Source organism: Variovorax sp. LjRoot84, assembly GCF_964254305.1.
In the GTDB taxonomy this organism is placed as follows: domain Bacteria; phylum Pseudomonadota; class Gammaproteobacteria; order Burkholderiales; family Burkholderiaceae_C; genus Variovorax.
In genome coordinates, this window is sequence record NZ_CAXUTE020000002.1 from 80,875 (window position 1) to 94,401 (window position 13,527).

Sequence of the window (13,527 nt, forward strand, 5' to 3'; positions counted from 1 at the left end):
GAGATCAGTCGGCCGTGGCACCGGAGCGCTTCACGAGCTTTCCGTGCTTCTCAAGTTCGGAGATCAAGAAAGGCTGCGTCTGCTCGGGTGTGGTCGTCATTGACGTGAAGCCTTGCGCTGCAAAGCTGTCGTGAATCTCCTTCGTTGCCAGTGCATCCTTGAGCTTCTGGTACGTGCTCGCGATCACGGCGGGTGGCAAACCTGCAGGGCCGATGATCGCGACCCAGCTGTCGAACTCGAAGTTCGGAATGCCGCTTTCAGCCACTGTTGGGACGTCGGGCAGTGCCGGGCTGCGCGATGAAGTACTCACCGCAAGAGCGCGCAGCTTCCCGGCCTTGATCTGAGGGGCCGCGACCGCCAGCGGCAACATGCCGAGATGGACCTGCCCGCCGATGATGTCGGTGATCATGTTGCCCGTGCCCTTGTATGGGATGTGCAGGGCCTGGACGCCTGCCTCGCTGAGGAAATACTCCGCAGCCAAGTGCAGGACGGTCCCATTGCCGGCAGAACCGTAGGAGAACTTCTTGGGACTGGCCTTCAGTTCGGCAATGAACTCGCGCGTGGTCTTTGCCCTGACCGTCTCAGTGTTCACCACGAGCACGAGAGGGGAAGATGCGATCACGGAGATCGGCGTGATGTCCTTGATGGCGTCGAACGGTACGTGCTTGTAGATGAAGGGATTGATGACGTGATTGGAGGACACCATGCCCAGTACCGAACCGTCCTTTGGGGCACGCACGATCTGCTGCGTCCCTATCAGGCCGCCACTTCCGGGCACGTTCTCGATGACGATTGGTCGCCCGAACGCAGCAGTCAGGGCGCTGCTCATGGAACGAGCCACGGCGTCCACGCCGGATCCTGCCTGGTTGGGAACGATCAGGCGCAGTGGCCTGTTCTCGCTTGATTGAGCCTGCGCCGGCGAGAACGCGGCGTTGATGCTCAGCAGTGAAAGGGCGATTGCGGCGCTGCGGCCGAGAAGCAATGAAAGGCGCATGGGTGTCTCCGTGGGATTGGCGGAAGTGCGACTGCCTCAGCGGTGGCGCCGCCTGGCAGTTCTTGTGGAGCGATGCTCGCTCGAGGCACTTTAGGTGCGATGCCGCCGATGGGCGAAGTGCTCTTGCGTCAGAAGGGATATGTCGGTACGCGATACCCTTGCACCAAGCCGCTCAGCAGCCCGGACGCAGATGGTTCGGGCCGAGCAGAAATCGCGTGCGAAGGTCAGCCGCGCAGCGCAGCGATCATGGCGTCCACCGCCCGGAGCCGGCTTGATTTCTTCAGCGCGAACACGCGTAGTTCCCGGTCCTTCCACGGCTCGTCGAGCGGGCGTCGCACGAAGCGTTTTGTGCCCGCGAGCGCTCGCAACGCGCTGCCGGTCATGATTGCGACCCCCATGCCGACCTCCACCATACGGCAGGCGGCTTCGTAGCTGCTGACCGCAACAACCGGCATATAGGGCATCCGGAGCTTTTCAGCCTGCTCTTGAACAAAGCTGTCGCCCGCTCCACCGGACTGGATGCGCACGATCGGGTGACGCAGCAGCTCCGCGAAACGAATCGCGCGTTGCTTGGTCAACGGATGATTCGGCGGCAGGATCACAATCAGCGGATCGTCAGCAAAATGCCAGGACTCAAGTGCAGGCGGCGTGGCTGCGCCTGAGAGGCAAATCGCCACATCCGCACGGTCGTCCAGGCAGGCTCGGATGCACTCGCTTGACGAACGCTCCTGCAGCACGATTTCCACGTTCGGATGCTCGACCTTGAAGGCATGGAGTCGCTCGGGAAGAAATCCAACTATCGAGGAGAGGTTGGCAAAGAGACGCACCGTACCGGCGACTTCTCCGCTCAACGCCTGCACCTCTCGCGCAAACGATTGGAAGTCGGCATCGAGTTTTTCACCGAGGGCGTACGCTCGTTGGCCGGCTTCCGTGAGGGTGACGCCGAGAGGGGAGCGACTCAGGAGCTGTACTCCCAGCGCGTGCTCAAGGTCGGCGATGCGCCGGCTCAGCGCAGATTGCGCGATGTGCTCGGCATCCGCGGCACGCTTGATCGAGCCCTCACGTGCGGCGGCAAGGAACAATTGAAGGCTGAGGGGATCGACGCGGCGCATGTTCCGATGCTGGGCTGGGTTACTGCATTGTCGCCCAGAGACGACGATCACGACGCGTGCTCGTAGATCCGCCGCAGCGCGTGGTCGTTACGCACGACCACGCCCCCCGCTTCAACGCTGATTGTCTGGTCCCTCTCCATCAGCTTCAGCTCCTGATTGAGCCTCTGCCGCGAGCAACCTATCAAATCGGCAAGCTCGGCCTGCCGCAGACGCAAGCCGATCCGGACCTCCGGGCCGTCTGTGTTCGCTGGCTCCCCGTACGTGCGCGCAAGTTGCGAAAGATGCTTTGCAATCCGGGCCCGCAAGGACTTGGTATTCAGATCCTCGACGAGGCGATAAAGCTGCCGTGCGCGTTGCGATTGAAGACGCAGCAGCGCGATACAGAATTCAGGATGATCGACCAGGATCTGCTGCACGTCCTCACGTCCCACACACAGCAAAGTAGTGTCTCCATGGGCCAGAAAGTCGTAGGGGCGGCCCTTCATATCGAACATCTCGACTTCACCGAACCACACGCCCGGCTCAACATAGCGCAGAGTGATCTGCCTGTCATTGGGTGAGTGCGATCCGATGCGTACCGAACCGGCCAGCACCGCAAGCCACGCATCGGCAGGATCACCACGCCGGCAGATCACACTCGCGTCAGGATAGTGGCGCACCTCTGCACGTCGCAGGATGTCGTGACGAAGGCTGGCCGAGAGCGCAGAGAACCAAGGATCGGTGGTGATCGCTTCGCGCTCTTGATTGCGGAGGCTCAGCTTGGCCCCCGGGCGCCGAGGGCATGCCTGCTCAGCCGGCATGCAAGGATCCTTCGTCAGCACGGGCCTGCACCTCCGAAAAAGCCGCGATCTCGCCCGCAATCGCGCTCGCCGCTACTGTGGCGGGACTCGCGAGCCAGACTTTTCCCGGACCGCATCGCCCAGGAAAGTTGCGATTGATGGCGCTGATCGTGATCTCGTCCGCTCGCCCCGACGTTCCGGGCCCCCCGTTGACGCAGGCGCCGCAGGACGGCTGCAGCATCTCGGCGCCCGCGCGTTCGAAGACATGGAGATAGCCCTTCTTCACGCAGTAATCGCGAACATCGATCGTGCCGAACTGGAGATAGAGCTTCACGTCCGCGTGCACGCGCAGACCGCGTTCTACGGCCCACGAAAGTACCTGGTGATACGCATCGAAGTCTTCGCGCTTGCCGCCCGTGCATGAACCGCCGTAGGCGATGTCGACCTTGGGGCGGTCCCCCAACTCACTGACAGGGACGCCGTTACCTGGATCGCCGGGACGCGCCACCATGGGCGCGAGCGTGGAACAGTCGATCTGGATGATTTCCGCGTAGGACGCTCCGGGGTCGCTGTGCATCCAGTCCTCCAACTGGAAATCGATACCCCGGCGTTCGCGCAAGAATCGCACGGTTTCCTGGTCGGGAGCAACGATGCCGGTGAAGCCGCCGAGCTCCGCGGTCATGTTCGTCAAGGTGGCCCGCTCGTCGGTGGAAAGCTGAGCGATCACCGGACCGGTGAATTCAAACACCTTGCCGACCCCGGAACCGGCCTGGATGCGAGGGTCGGCCAGCAAGTGCAGGACGACGTCCTTGGCGCTCACCCCTGCGGCCAGTCGGCCCGCAAGTTCGATTCGCAGGGACGCAGGGACGGTGATCCGAACCAATCCGGTGACAAGCGCGTTGGCCATCTCGGTGCTGCCGACACCGAAGGCAATGCAGCCGAGCGCACCGCTGTGAGTGGTGTGCGAATCGGTGCCGACAACGATCTGGCCGGGTAGCGCATAGCGCTCGGACATCATCGGGTGCGAAATGCCTTCGCTGCCAACGCCATCTGCCAACAGGCCGTGGGAAATCAAGCCGTACTCCTCGCCGAACTTGCGATGTTCACGAGCGACGTTTTGAATTGCGGGCACCAGTCCAGCGCGGGCGTGGGCGATGCTGCGGTGAACATAGGAGGTGTGGTCCTCGAACAGCCTTACGCTCGGCGCATCGTGCAACTGCAGTGGCCGGCCGAACTCCGCGTGCAGCATGTGCGCGCACATCGGCGTGTAGTACTCGATGAGAAAGCGCCAGTCCGGCCGAACGAAGGCGCCGCTGCCCGCCTTCAGACTTGCGCGGCTGTCCCCGGTCACGGCGAGGTGCTTCGCGATGATCTTCTCGACAAGCGTTCGGGGGCCAGCGGTTGCGGTATCCGCTGGCGGCAGGCTGATCATCTTCATCCGCGCGCGCCCATAACGCAGCAAACCACCATGGCGCAGGATCGCCGCCGCCTGAGCGTCGCGCGAGGCCACCAGCTCTTCGATGTCGATCGGTTCGCCCTGCTGTATTCGTTCGACGAGACTGAAGTCGGTGGACGTGAACAGGCCGAGATTGTCCGCATTCTGGCGATAGATGCGTTCGAAGCTCTCCGCAATGATCAGACGAATGCCTGCTGTGTGTTCCGCCCTGGGACTGTGCTCGCGCGAGGAACCCTTGCCGTAGCGCTTGCCGGCGACAGTGACAGCGAATCCGCCGTTCTTTACCGCATCGGTTCCGATGGGATAGAGCCCCCCCGACACGAAGCCCGTGTAGGGATAACGGCCGAGTCGTTCGTCCCAGACTGTGCCTACCGTTGCCGGGGTGATCTCGTCCGTTGAAATGTTGTCGCGGAGCGCGCCGGCCTCAACCAAGGCCAAGTTTTCACCTTGGAGTTGCCGCTCGACCGCATTGGGATCGTCGCTCAGGAAAAGGATGCGCGAATTGAGTTGGATGGTCGTCATGGATTGAACCTCGTGGGAACTCTAGGCGGCACAGCTCCCGCGTATGTAGTGCTGATGCGTCACGGGGGCTATCGCGGCTTGGCATAGCGCCCGGAGGACGGAGGGCAGCCTCGGCGCCCGCGCTGCAGACGTGAGTGCTCGAACGGCATCGGGGCTATCGCCGAATGCGGTATCCGTCAGCGACTTTGCGGACCTACCATGTCCGCGTGAGCATCAAAACAATCGACCTTTGCGACGCCTGCGATCAGGCGCAGGCCTGCGCGCTTCCGTTTGTGGGATTCGGCCGAAGACGCGCGTTTGCGGGCGACATCCGTACGGCGCGATACACGGATGGGATCAGCGCACTTCGCGTCCTGGTCAACCAAGCCGGGAACGGACAAGTGCTCGTCATCGACGCAGGTGGCTTGGAATGGCGTGCATTGTTTGGAGACGTCATGGCCGGCCTCGCGACTCGCAACGGGTGGGCCGGTGTCGTCGTCAATGGCTTGATTCGCGATCGAGCGGAGATCGACGAGATGGACATCGGGGTAAAAGCGCTCGGAACGATCCCTCGCCGGGCCGACATGGGTGGAAGGGGCGAAATAGACCTCCCGGTTCACTTCGGCGGGATCACATTCTCCCCTGGTGCACGGTTGATTGCGGATGAAGACGGGGTGATCGTGCTTCCGCAGGGCCTGACGGAATCGAACATCAACGTTGCTGATGCAATTGCTGCGACAGCTGGGTACGTCACTGGATCAGCCCCAAAGTGAAACTGGAAAAGCGGTCTGAGCACTCGATATACCAGACGTCCCTCACATGATCACCCTTCACCATTGCGTCAGCGCACGCTCGTTCAGGCCTCTCTGGATGCTCGAAGAGATCGGGCTTTCCTACGAACTCAAGATGCTGCCCTTTCCGCCGCGCGTGCTGTCGCGGCAGTTCCTCGAGGTCAACCCCCTCGGGACGGTGCCGATGCTGTCCGAGGGCACGATGCGGATGACCGAATCGGCCGCGATCTGCCAGTACCTGGCCGCGCGATTCTCGGCGGGCCAGCTGGATGTAACCCGCGACGAGCCGGACTTCGGGCCGTACCTCAACTACCTTCACTTCGGCGAGGCGACCTTGACCTTTCCGCAAACGCTCGTGTTGCGTTACGCGCACTTCGAGTCGGGAGAGCGCAAGCAGCCACAGGTGGCTGACGACTATGCCAAGTGGTTCCTGGCGCGCTTGCGAACGCTGGAGCCGCTGCTCGCCGAGCGCGAGTACCTGTGTGCGGGCCGCTTCACCGCAGCGGACGTGTCGGTCGGCTATGCGTTGCTGCTGGCCGAGCACCTGGGCATGGCGGAGCGCTTTACGCCCTCGGTGGCTGCCTACTGGAAGCGCCTGGAGGCGCGGCCGGGTTTCAAGGCCGCAATGGGTGCGCAATCAAGGGCCGCCGAGGCGCAAGGTGTCTCCTTGACCCCCGCACCCGACATCAGGCCCGATCGTCGTTGACTGCCAATACCGGTCTTACGCGCCTGGAAGGAAGATGCTGGATCCTCCAAGCGGTCCGTGCCTACCGTCTCCCCCGCCGCTTGGGCGCGGGGAAGTGGTCCAAGGCTCCGCAATTTCTCACTGCGCTATAACGGGAGCAGAGATGTCGAATGAAGCCAAGGTTGATCGAACGCGAATGGTCCCCATGAACGTGCGGACGTGGATCCGCAAGTTGGATCTCATGACGCTGCGCTTGTTTGCTTCTATTACCGAGGAGCGAAATATCGGACGGGCTGCGGTCCGCGAATCGATCGCTCCTTCGGCCGTCACGAAGCGAATCCAGCAGTTGGAGGACACGCTCGGCTTCAGGCTGATGTACCGCGACCCGAAGGGGACCCGCCTGACAGCGGCAGGCGAGATAGTGGATTCTCACGTGAAGCGCATCCTGGCCGCCATCGATGACCTCCACCATGAACTCGGTGACTTCGTCGTGGGTGTTCAGGGGCACGTGCGGCTCTGGGCCAACGCGTCCGCGCTCGCGGAATACCTGGCCGAGGACCTGGGCACGTTCAGCCGCAACTTTCCATCAGTGACGCTGGACATTGACGAGGGCAATTCAGTTGAGGTCGAACACGCTGTGGCGTCCGGTATAGCCGACGTCGGAATCTGTGCGCCGCCACTCGATCCCTCGCCCAAGCTATCGATCCAGCCCTATCGCACAGACCGCCTGGTGGCGGTGGTCAGTGTGCTGCATCCTCTCGCCAATGCGGAAAAGTTGACGTTTCTGGACCTGCTCGGGACCGATCTCATTGGCAGCGGCACAAAGAGCGGAATGACCCGGCTGCTGGAACAGGCGGCGGCACAGCTGAAGATGAAATACCAGCCCAAGTATCGAGTTGCTTCTGGCGAGGCCGCACGCAGTCTCGTCCGCGCCGGCCTCGGCGTGGCGATACAACCCTCGGGAATGGTCTGGCCCTATGAGGATGCGGAACGGGTCCGCTCAGTCCCGATCGTGGACAAGTGGGCGGAACGAGATCTGTGCATCCTCACACTGGCGGCGCGCCCCCACTCCGTCGCGCTGACGGCGCTGACTACGTTTCTCACCGACGCCAGAAATTCAAGGTAGAGCGCTCCCGCGCGCACCTTCAACTCCCGAACTGCCAATGTGCGAGCTGGTGGCCTGCAACTTCGGAGCGGAAGCTTGCCAAGCGGTCACCACCGAGAGAGCCCAGGTAGACGGTGCGCAGGTCGGCTCCTCCGAAGGCGACGCTGGAAACATTTCCAAGGCCGCGGCGCATCCCCATCTCGAATACGGATTTTTCGATACCTAACTTTGCGAAGCTGGCTTCGGCAAGTGCATTGAGTTCATAGTCCGAGTCGTCCAGCACGACCTGCTTCTCCCCGCTAGGCGAAATGCGGATCACGCGGTTCGAGATGACACATGCGACCCAGGCGCCGCCAAGGCAGTCGAACGCAAGCCCGTCCGGGAAGTCTCCGTCACCAAATTCGTGGACGCATTCCTTGGCACCCAGGGCCACCCGCCCCGATTCCTCGTGGATCCTGAAACGCACGAGTCGGCGCCCGACCGACTCGTTCACGTAGAGCCACTCGCCGCCAGGGTGCATGCGGCACTCGTTCGCGAACGCCAACCCGTCGGCGACAACACGTGCCCCCTGCGCGTCAACGACAGCAATGTAGCCGTCGGCAATTCGTCGGTCGAACGCCAGCTCCCTGGGCGTTTGACGGGTGCATACGGTGATCCAGAGCCGGCCCTTGTGATCCAGCATGACGAAGTTGGTGTTCCTCATGCTTTGTCGCTCCACTTCCATCAGGAATGGCGAGGGACTGCGTGATGCGTCCAACTTCCAGACGCCTCCTTCTCCACCCAAGTTGGCGATCAGAAACTCGCCACTTTCCAGGAGCGCAAAGCCGTTCGGCACGAAGTCTTTCGGCGGGCCCACCAAAGGTCGACGCGGGCAACCCAACTCGAGCACACCGACCTCATGATCCGACACGAACACGCGGCCATTGCCCGTCACCAGGACACTTTCCGGTCGTGAAAGGTGCTCGCCGTGGAAATCCAGCTTGATGGGGTGGGTGCAAGGGTCTTCCATATAACCGCGCAAAGTCTAGCGTCGCTCTGGCGCTTCAGCGTTCTTCTTCGCCAGGATGCCCGTGGCATTCCGCGAATCAGCCTCATGTCGCTTCTTCATTCGCGAATGGCCTGCTGATGAATGACCACCGTGGCAGCAGCCGGCGAAATTAGGATGAACGGCGAGTGCCGTTCGATCCATAAATACTCCAGGAGACAACCTTGAACCATCCTAATACCCAGCCCGGTCGCCGTGCCGTGACCAAGACCATATTGAGCACTCTGTGCTCCCCCATTCTCGCGATGGCTGCAGCGGAAACATGGGCGCAGACCACGACATACCCCGACAAGCCGATAAAGTGGGTGGTTCCCGTCTCCGCAGGCGGCGGCATGGATGCCGTGACGCGGATCGTGTCCGCGGGAATGGCGACCGCCCTGAAACAGCCGATCGTTGTGGACAACCGAACGGGCGCCGCAGGTACCATCGGGACCGGTTACGTCGCCCAGTCCGCCCCGGACGGTTACACCGTCTTGACGATTGATAATTCGAACTTCACGACCGCGCATCTGGTTTTCAGCAAGCTGGCATATGCCGCTCCCAAAGACCTGAAACTCGTCGCCACGCTGGTGCGCCTTCCGCTCGTACTGGCGGTGCCTGGCGACAGCCCAAGCAAGAGCTTTCAGGATTTCATCCAGTCCGCGAAGGCCGACCCAGGAAAGATCAGCTACGGTTCCCCTGGCGTCGGATCGCCGCTGCACGTGGGGATGGAACTGCTGCAGACGCGAACCGGCACAAAGATGCAGCACGTGCCTTATCGCGGAATGGGTAACATTCTGACGGACCTGTCGACTGGAACAATCGGGGCCGCGTTGGTCGACTTCGGCTCCGCAAGATCCTTCGCCGCGTCCGGACGGATCAAGATCCTCGCTGTCGCCACCGAGAAGCGGTTGGCCCAACTTCCTGACGTACCCACCCTCGATGAACTGGAGGTCAAGAATGTCCCCATCTCCCTCTGGTTTGCTCTTGCCGTCCCCGCAGGCACACCCGAGGCCGCGGTGACGCGCTTGGCGCATGCCGCGCAGTCAGCCCTTGAGTCGCCGGACGCTAAGTCAAAGTTCGAAACCATCGGCGCTCAGGTTTTCCTCAAGACTGGTTCCGAGGTGACTGCGTTCGGCCGCGAGCAAGTGGCGTTCTGGGAGAGCATTGTCAAGCCCATGGCGATCAAGCTGGACTAAGCGCTTCGCGAAAGGGCCCGTCGCGCGAACAGCAATCCATCACGAGCAACCTAACTACACCTATAGCTCCCGGCACTCGTCGCTGCGCCTGAGCCGCTGTAAGTGATCTTTTTCGGATACATGCAAAGGGGCAGAGAGACAGCTGCGTTGGGCGACGAGACGTCGATCCGGTCTGGCGCGACGCCTTTCTCCACCCAGTTTTGCAGGTTAGTGAACATTTCATCCCGACCCGATGCCGGTTGCGGAAGCGGCTCGGTAGGAGCGCCGACGAAAGCACCGGTGTGCGACAACGCCGGAACGAGATAGAAGCGATAGAAGGTCTGGACTTCCGCCAACCCGCCCATGGCATCCAAGACGCGTGAGTAGTAGTTGACCGATCCGTTCGGCATGATGAGGTTATCGGCCAACCCGTGGTACATGATCAACTTTCCCTTGCGTGCCCTGAAAGCGCTGAGGTCCGGGTTGTCGGTGTTGATATTGCTGAATTGCGGCTGCAGCAGAAGTCCCTTTGCTGTCGCGTCCGCCAACTGGTCATAACTCACCGTCTTCCACTTGTCCTGGCCATTGCTGACAGCGTTGACAAAGTCTGGCGTAGCGTATGTGGGGTCCTGCAATGTAAGGGCCAATTGGTCGGTGCCGAGACTCACGGGTGTCGGCCCGGCAAGCGCGGCGAGGCTTGACCCACGGGTTTGTCCGAACCACACGCGATTGCTGTTGTTCAAGACGGGCGTGCTGTCGATCTCGATCGCCGAATCAGGCGCGCTGCCATCCTTCGTTTGGCCGTACCACATCTTGTTGATTGCGGTTGCCTCGGCGAGGCTGACGCAGCTCGCGTCCGAGTTGGAGCCGACGACTCCCGCGTTGCCAGTGACGCTAGTGCAAAGTGCGGCGGCGTCCTTCGTAGGGTCATAGCGGCATGAGAGTGGATCGATCAGAAAACCGAGGGACGCGCCGCCACAAGCATTGATGGCACTTTTGGTGACAGCATTCAGCTTGGAAGTCGCAATGGGTGCGCCCAGGTCCCGCTGCATGACCACCTGCGGGTACACAAGTCCGGAAAAAAGCCGGACCCAGTTGACCGCTGGCGCGCCGGCGAGAATGCCGTCGAATTCGTCCGGGAACACCTGCGCCATCTTCAGAGCCTGTCGGCCACCTTGAGAAAACCCATCCCAGTAGGCGTACTTGTACGGCTTGCCGTAGAAGGCCTTGGCCAGCAGCTTCGTCTTGGCCGCGAGCTCGTGGGTCGCGCGCTCCGAGAAGTCTTTCCACACGACCGTGTTAATGCTCGCATCCGGATTCATCAGGAACGCACCTCCGCTGCCGAAATGGCCGTCGTCGGATGTCGAGATAACGAAGCCTTTCGCAACGGCTGCCACCTTGACGGGGATCGGGCTGCCACTGCCACCATTGCCCAACTTGGCCAGGTTCGTCTCGTCGCTGCCAGCGAACCCACCATTGCCGTAGACCCGGATGCGCTCGTTCCAAGCCGAGGCGTTCGGCAGCCACACTTCGATGCCGATGCCAGCTGTCGTCGAGGGCGCTCCGGCTGGTCCCGGATTGCCAGGACCAACCAACAGCTTCACCACGCAAGTGTCCGCGCCGGCCCTTGGCGTGGACGCGGTGGCAGTACCGGACAGGAGGAGAGGCTCACCAGCCTTGAACTGCTTCACGAGCAAGACGCTCGTCGCGGAGTCAGGCCTGAAGGCCGTCTTCAGATTGTCGTCGCATGAAAGATTCGCTGGCGCGGCAGGTGCAGTTGGCGGCGGCGGAGTTGCGCCGGCGATGACGTTGTTGAAGGCACCGCCACCACCACCGCCGGCACAAGCGGCAAGCGCAGGGAGCGACGCGAGGATGGTTGCTCGAATGACCGCCGAGCCAGTTCTTGTCGGCGAAGATTGGAATTGATAGCACATCATGTTTTGTCTCCGTGGGTCTTCGTTGATGGTGCAGACCACAACCGGAAGGGTTCTGGCGCTGACGTAGGCGAGCACGCCGCGAATCTTCATGGCCCATGGCATGGGCATAAAGCGCTCATATGGCATAAGGGGTCTCGTCGAGCGCGTGATCGGCATTAACCCCAGAGGGTCTCGATGAACGCAGCAACTGGGCGAGGTTCGCCTTCGGCATTCGCGATGCTCACACGCTGTAGGTAGAAACCGGTAGCGTCGATTCAGTCAAGATAGCGGAGCAGCGCTTCCGACGCGAGCTCGACCAGCAATTGGGTAGTGAGGTGTTGCCGGCGCTGCGCGCGTTCCAGAACGCGAACGAGTCGGCGAAAAAAGCGATCTAACCAGCGACGAGGTGACCTGGCCAAGCGCTGGATCAAGGCCTTCGACTTCGCTCATGTGTCGACGCGCATGGGCCCGCTGCATGTAGTGCTCGATGTGCCGCCACAACTGCTTCTCGGCTACCAGCGTTTCAATTGTGATTCGACTGCGCGCCCATCACCGCTTTAGTCTCGACGAACTCGTCAAATCCGGCGCGGCCCCATTCCCGGCCGATGCCGGACTGTTTGTATCCGCCGAAAGGAGCGGCGAGATCTGGCGGGGCTCCGTTCAAATGGACCATGCCAGTGCGTAGGCGCAAGGCGACCTCCCGCGCCCGCTCCACCGTGCCGCCGTAGACATATCCAGAGAGGCCGAATGGACTGTCGTTGGCGATCGAAATCGCGCTCTCTTCATCTTCGTATGGAATGATGGTCAACACCGGTCCGAAGATCTCCTCGCGTGCAATCGTCATGCGGTTGTTTGCCCGGCTGAACACAGTTGGCCGCGCATAGAACCCTTGGTTCAAGCCCTCAGGTCGTCCGAGCCCACCGGAGACCAGATGCGCGCCCTCGTCGATGCCGGTCTGAATCAACGCTTGTACGCGTTGGTATTGACGCTCATTGGAGATCGGACCGATGTTGGTATCGCTGCTCATCGGATCTCCTACAACCAGCTTTGTGAGGGCCGCCGCTGCGATGCGCTCAGCGTCTTGGATTCGGTTCGCCGGCACAAGCATTCGGGACGGTGCGTTGCAGCTCTGGCCGCTGTTCTGCATCATCGCCAGTACGCCGTGCGTCACAGCTTTTTCTAGGTCGGCGTCGCCAAGGATGATGTTGGCTGACTTGCCGCCCAATTCGAGAGAGACCTTCTTTATCGAAGCTGCGGCAAAGGAAGACACAGAGCTCCCGGCACGCTGCGATCCCGTGAGGGACACCATGTCGACCAATGGGTGGGCGGAGAGGATGGGTCCAATATCTTCTCCCCTGCCATGAACCATGTTGAAGACACCAGACGGCAGCTTCGCTTCATGCAATATCTCTGCAAAGACGTTTGCACAGGCTGGCGCCAGTTCGCTGGGCTTCAGAACGATCGTGCATCCGCTGGCAAGCGCGGGCGCAACCTTGCAGGCTATCTGGTTCATCGGCCAGTTCCACGGCGTGATCATGGCGCAGACACCGACAGGCTCTCTCACCAAGAGCGTGGATCCGTGATGCTCCTGCCAGGGGTATGTCTGAGCGACCTGAAGAGCCGTCATGAAATGTCCGAGCCCGATCGCCGCTTGGACCTTGACGGACAGGGTTGCATACGGAGCGCCCATATCCTGCGTGATTGCGCGGGCCATGTCCTCCATTCGCCTTTCATATGCCGCCGCGATGGCCTGTAGATAGCCGAGTCGCTCCTGCAGCGGAGCATGCGAGTATTCGTTGAATGCTGCTGCGGCGGCCTCGACAGCTCGATTTACGTCGGAGGTGGAGGCTTGGCTAACCGTCCCAATGATCTCGCCGCTGGCGGGATTGACAATAGGAATGGTGGGCGCGTCCGGGAGGCTCTTGCACCAGGCACCTGAAATGTATGAGCCATTCAATTGAAGCATTTTGATTTTCCAAGTTGACA

11 protein-coding genes are annotated in these 13,527 nt (G+C 61.5%); 4 read left to right on the forward strand and 7 right to left on the reverse strand.

What is annotated here, in order from left to right:
* Positions 1-4: 4 nt before the first annotated feature.
* From ACSQ9I_RS31125 to ACSQ9I_RS31140, 4 genes are all read right to left on the reverse strand, one after another.
* Positions 5-994 (reverse strand): Bug family tripartite tricarboxylate transporter substrate binding protein, encoded by a 990-nt coding sequence (locus ACSQ9I_RS31125; RefSeq protein ID WP_436315940.1) that lies wholly within the window; start codon positions 992-994, stop codon positions 5-7.
* 224 nt (positions 995-1,218) lie between these two features.
* The gene (locus tag ACSQ9I_RS31130) at positions 1,219-2,106 is read right to left on the reverse strand and encodes a LysR family transcriptional regulator (protein ID WP_309972494.1); all 888 of its coding nucleotides are present in this window, start codon (positions 2,104-2,106) and stop codon (positions 1,219-1,221) included.
* 47 nt (positions 2,107-2,153) lie between these two features.
* The gene (locus ACSQ9I_RS31135) at positions 2,154-2,906 is read right to left on the reverse strand and encodes a Crp/Fnr family transcriptional regulator (protein ID WP_436315941.1); all 753 of its coding nucleotides are present in this window, start codon (positions 2,904-2,906) and stop codon (positions 2,154-2,156) included.
* Positions 2,896-4,863 carry an aconitase family protein gene (locus ACSQ9I_RS31140; RefSeq protein ID WP_436315942.1) on the reverse strand — a complete coding sequence of 656 codons (1,968 nt, stop codon included), beginning with the start codon at positions 4,861-4,863 and terminating at the stop codon, positions 2,896-2,898. Before ACSQ9I_RS31140 ends, ACSQ9I_RS31135 begins: the two co-directional genes overlap by 11 nt.
* Before the next feature lie 206 nt (positions 4,864-5,069).
* Here ACSQ9I_RS31140 and rraA point away from each other — a divergent pair, with 206 nt between their 5' ends.
* The 3 genes from rraA (at position 5,070) to ACSQ9I_RS31155 (ending at position 7,444) form a co-directional block, all read left to right on the forward strand.
* Positions 5,070-5,615 carry a ribonuclease E activity regulator RraA gene (rraA, locus tag ACSQ9I_RS31145; protein WP_436315943.1) on the forward strand — a complete coding sequence of 182 codons (546 nt, stop codon included), beginning with the start codon at positions 5,070-5,072 and terminating at the stop codon, positions 5,613-5,615.
* A gap of 46 nt (positions 5,616-5,661) precedes the next feature.
* Complete coding sequence (locus tag ACSQ9I_RS31150; protein WP_436315944.1) at positions 5,662-6,339, forward strand: glutathione S-transferase family protein; 678 nt, start codon at positions 5,662-5,664, stop codon at positions 6,337-6,339.
* A 142-nt stretch (positions 6,340-6,481) separates the two neighbouring features.
* The gene (locus tag ACSQ9I_RS31155) at positions 6,482-7,444 is read left to right on the forward strand and encodes a LysR family transcriptional regulator (RefSeq protein WP_436315945.1); all 963 of its coding nucleotides are present in this window, start codon (positions 6,482-6,484) and stop codon (positions 7,442-7,444) included.
* Between the two features lie 19 nt (positions 7,445-7,463).
* Here the strand turns inward: ACSQ9I_RS31155 and ACSQ9I_RS31160 are convergent, their stop codons facing one another.
* Entirely contained in the window at positions 7,464-8,432 is a 969-nt protein-coding gene (locus ACSQ9I_RS31160; protein ID WP_436315946.1) for an SMP-30/gluconolactonase/LRE family protein, read from the reverse strand.
* A gap of 200 nt (positions 8,433-8,632) precedes the next feature.
* Here ACSQ9I_RS31160 and ACSQ9I_RS31165 point away from each other — a divergent pair, with 200 nt between their 5' ends.
* Entirely contained in the window at positions 8,633-9,646 is a 1,014-nt protein-coding gene (locus ACSQ9I_RS31165; RefSeq protein WP_436315947.1) for a Bug family tripartite tricarboxylate transporter substrate binding protein, read from the forward strand.
* Positions 9,647-9,696: 50 nt separating this feature from the next.
* Here ACSQ9I_RS31165 and ACSQ9I_RS31170 read toward each other — a convergent pair whose 3' ends face one another.
* Positions 9,697-11,652, reverse strand: a complete 1,956-nt coding sequence (locus ACSQ9I_RS31170) for a tannase/feruloyl esterase family alpha/beta hydrolase (RefSeq protein WP_436315948.1) — start codon at positions 11,650-11,652, stop codon at positions 9,697-9,699.
* A 412-nt stretch (positions 11,653-12,064) separates the two neighbouring features.
* Entirely contained in the window at positions 12,065-13,507 is a 1,443-nt protein-coding gene (locus ACSQ9I_RS31175; protein ID WP_436315949.1) for an aldehyde dehydrogenase family protein, read from the reverse strand.
* Positions 13,508-13,527: the final 20 nt, after the last annotated feature.

Bases quoted from the DNA above. Each gene is read 5' to 3' on its own strand.
- ACSQ9I_RS31135 (WP_436315941.1), bottom strand. From the start codon at position 2,906: ATGCCGGCTGAGCAGGCATGCCCTCGGCGCCCGGGGGCCAAGCTGAGC.
- ACSQ9I_RS31130 (WP_309972494.1), bottom strand. From the start codon at position 2,106: ATGCGCCGCGTCGATCCCCTCAGCCTTCAATTGTTCCTTGCCGCCGCA.
- ACSQ9I_RS31175 (WP_436315949.1), bottom strand. From the start codon at position 13,507: ATGCTTCAATTGAATGGCTCATACATTTCAGGTGCCTGGTGCAAGAGC.
- ACSQ9I_RS31125 (WP_436315940.1), bottom strand. From the start codon at position 994: ATGCGCCTTTCATTGCTTCTCGGCCGCAGCGCCGCAATCGCCCTTTCA.
- ACSQ9I_RS31170 (WP_436315948.1), bottom strand. From the start codon at position 11,652: ATGAAGATTCGCGGCGTGCTCGCCTACGTCAGCGCCAGAACCCTTCCG.
- ACSQ9I_RS31140 (WP_436315942.1), bottom strand. From the start codon at position 4,863: ATGACGACCATCCAACTCAATTCGCGCATCCTTTTCCTGAGCGACGAT.
- ACSQ9I_RS31150 (WP_436315944.1), top strand. From the start codon at position 5,662: ATGATCACCCTTCACCATTGCGTCAGCGCACGCTCGTTCAGGCCTCTC.
- ACSQ9I_RS31160 (WP_436315946.1), bottom strand. From the start codon at position 8,432: ATGGAAGACCCTTGCACCCACCCCATCAAGCTGGATTTCCACGGCGAG.
- ACSQ9I_RS31155 (WP_436315945.1), top strand. From the start codon at position 6,482: ATGTCGAATGAAGCCAAGGTTGATCGAACGCGAATGGTCCCCATGAAC.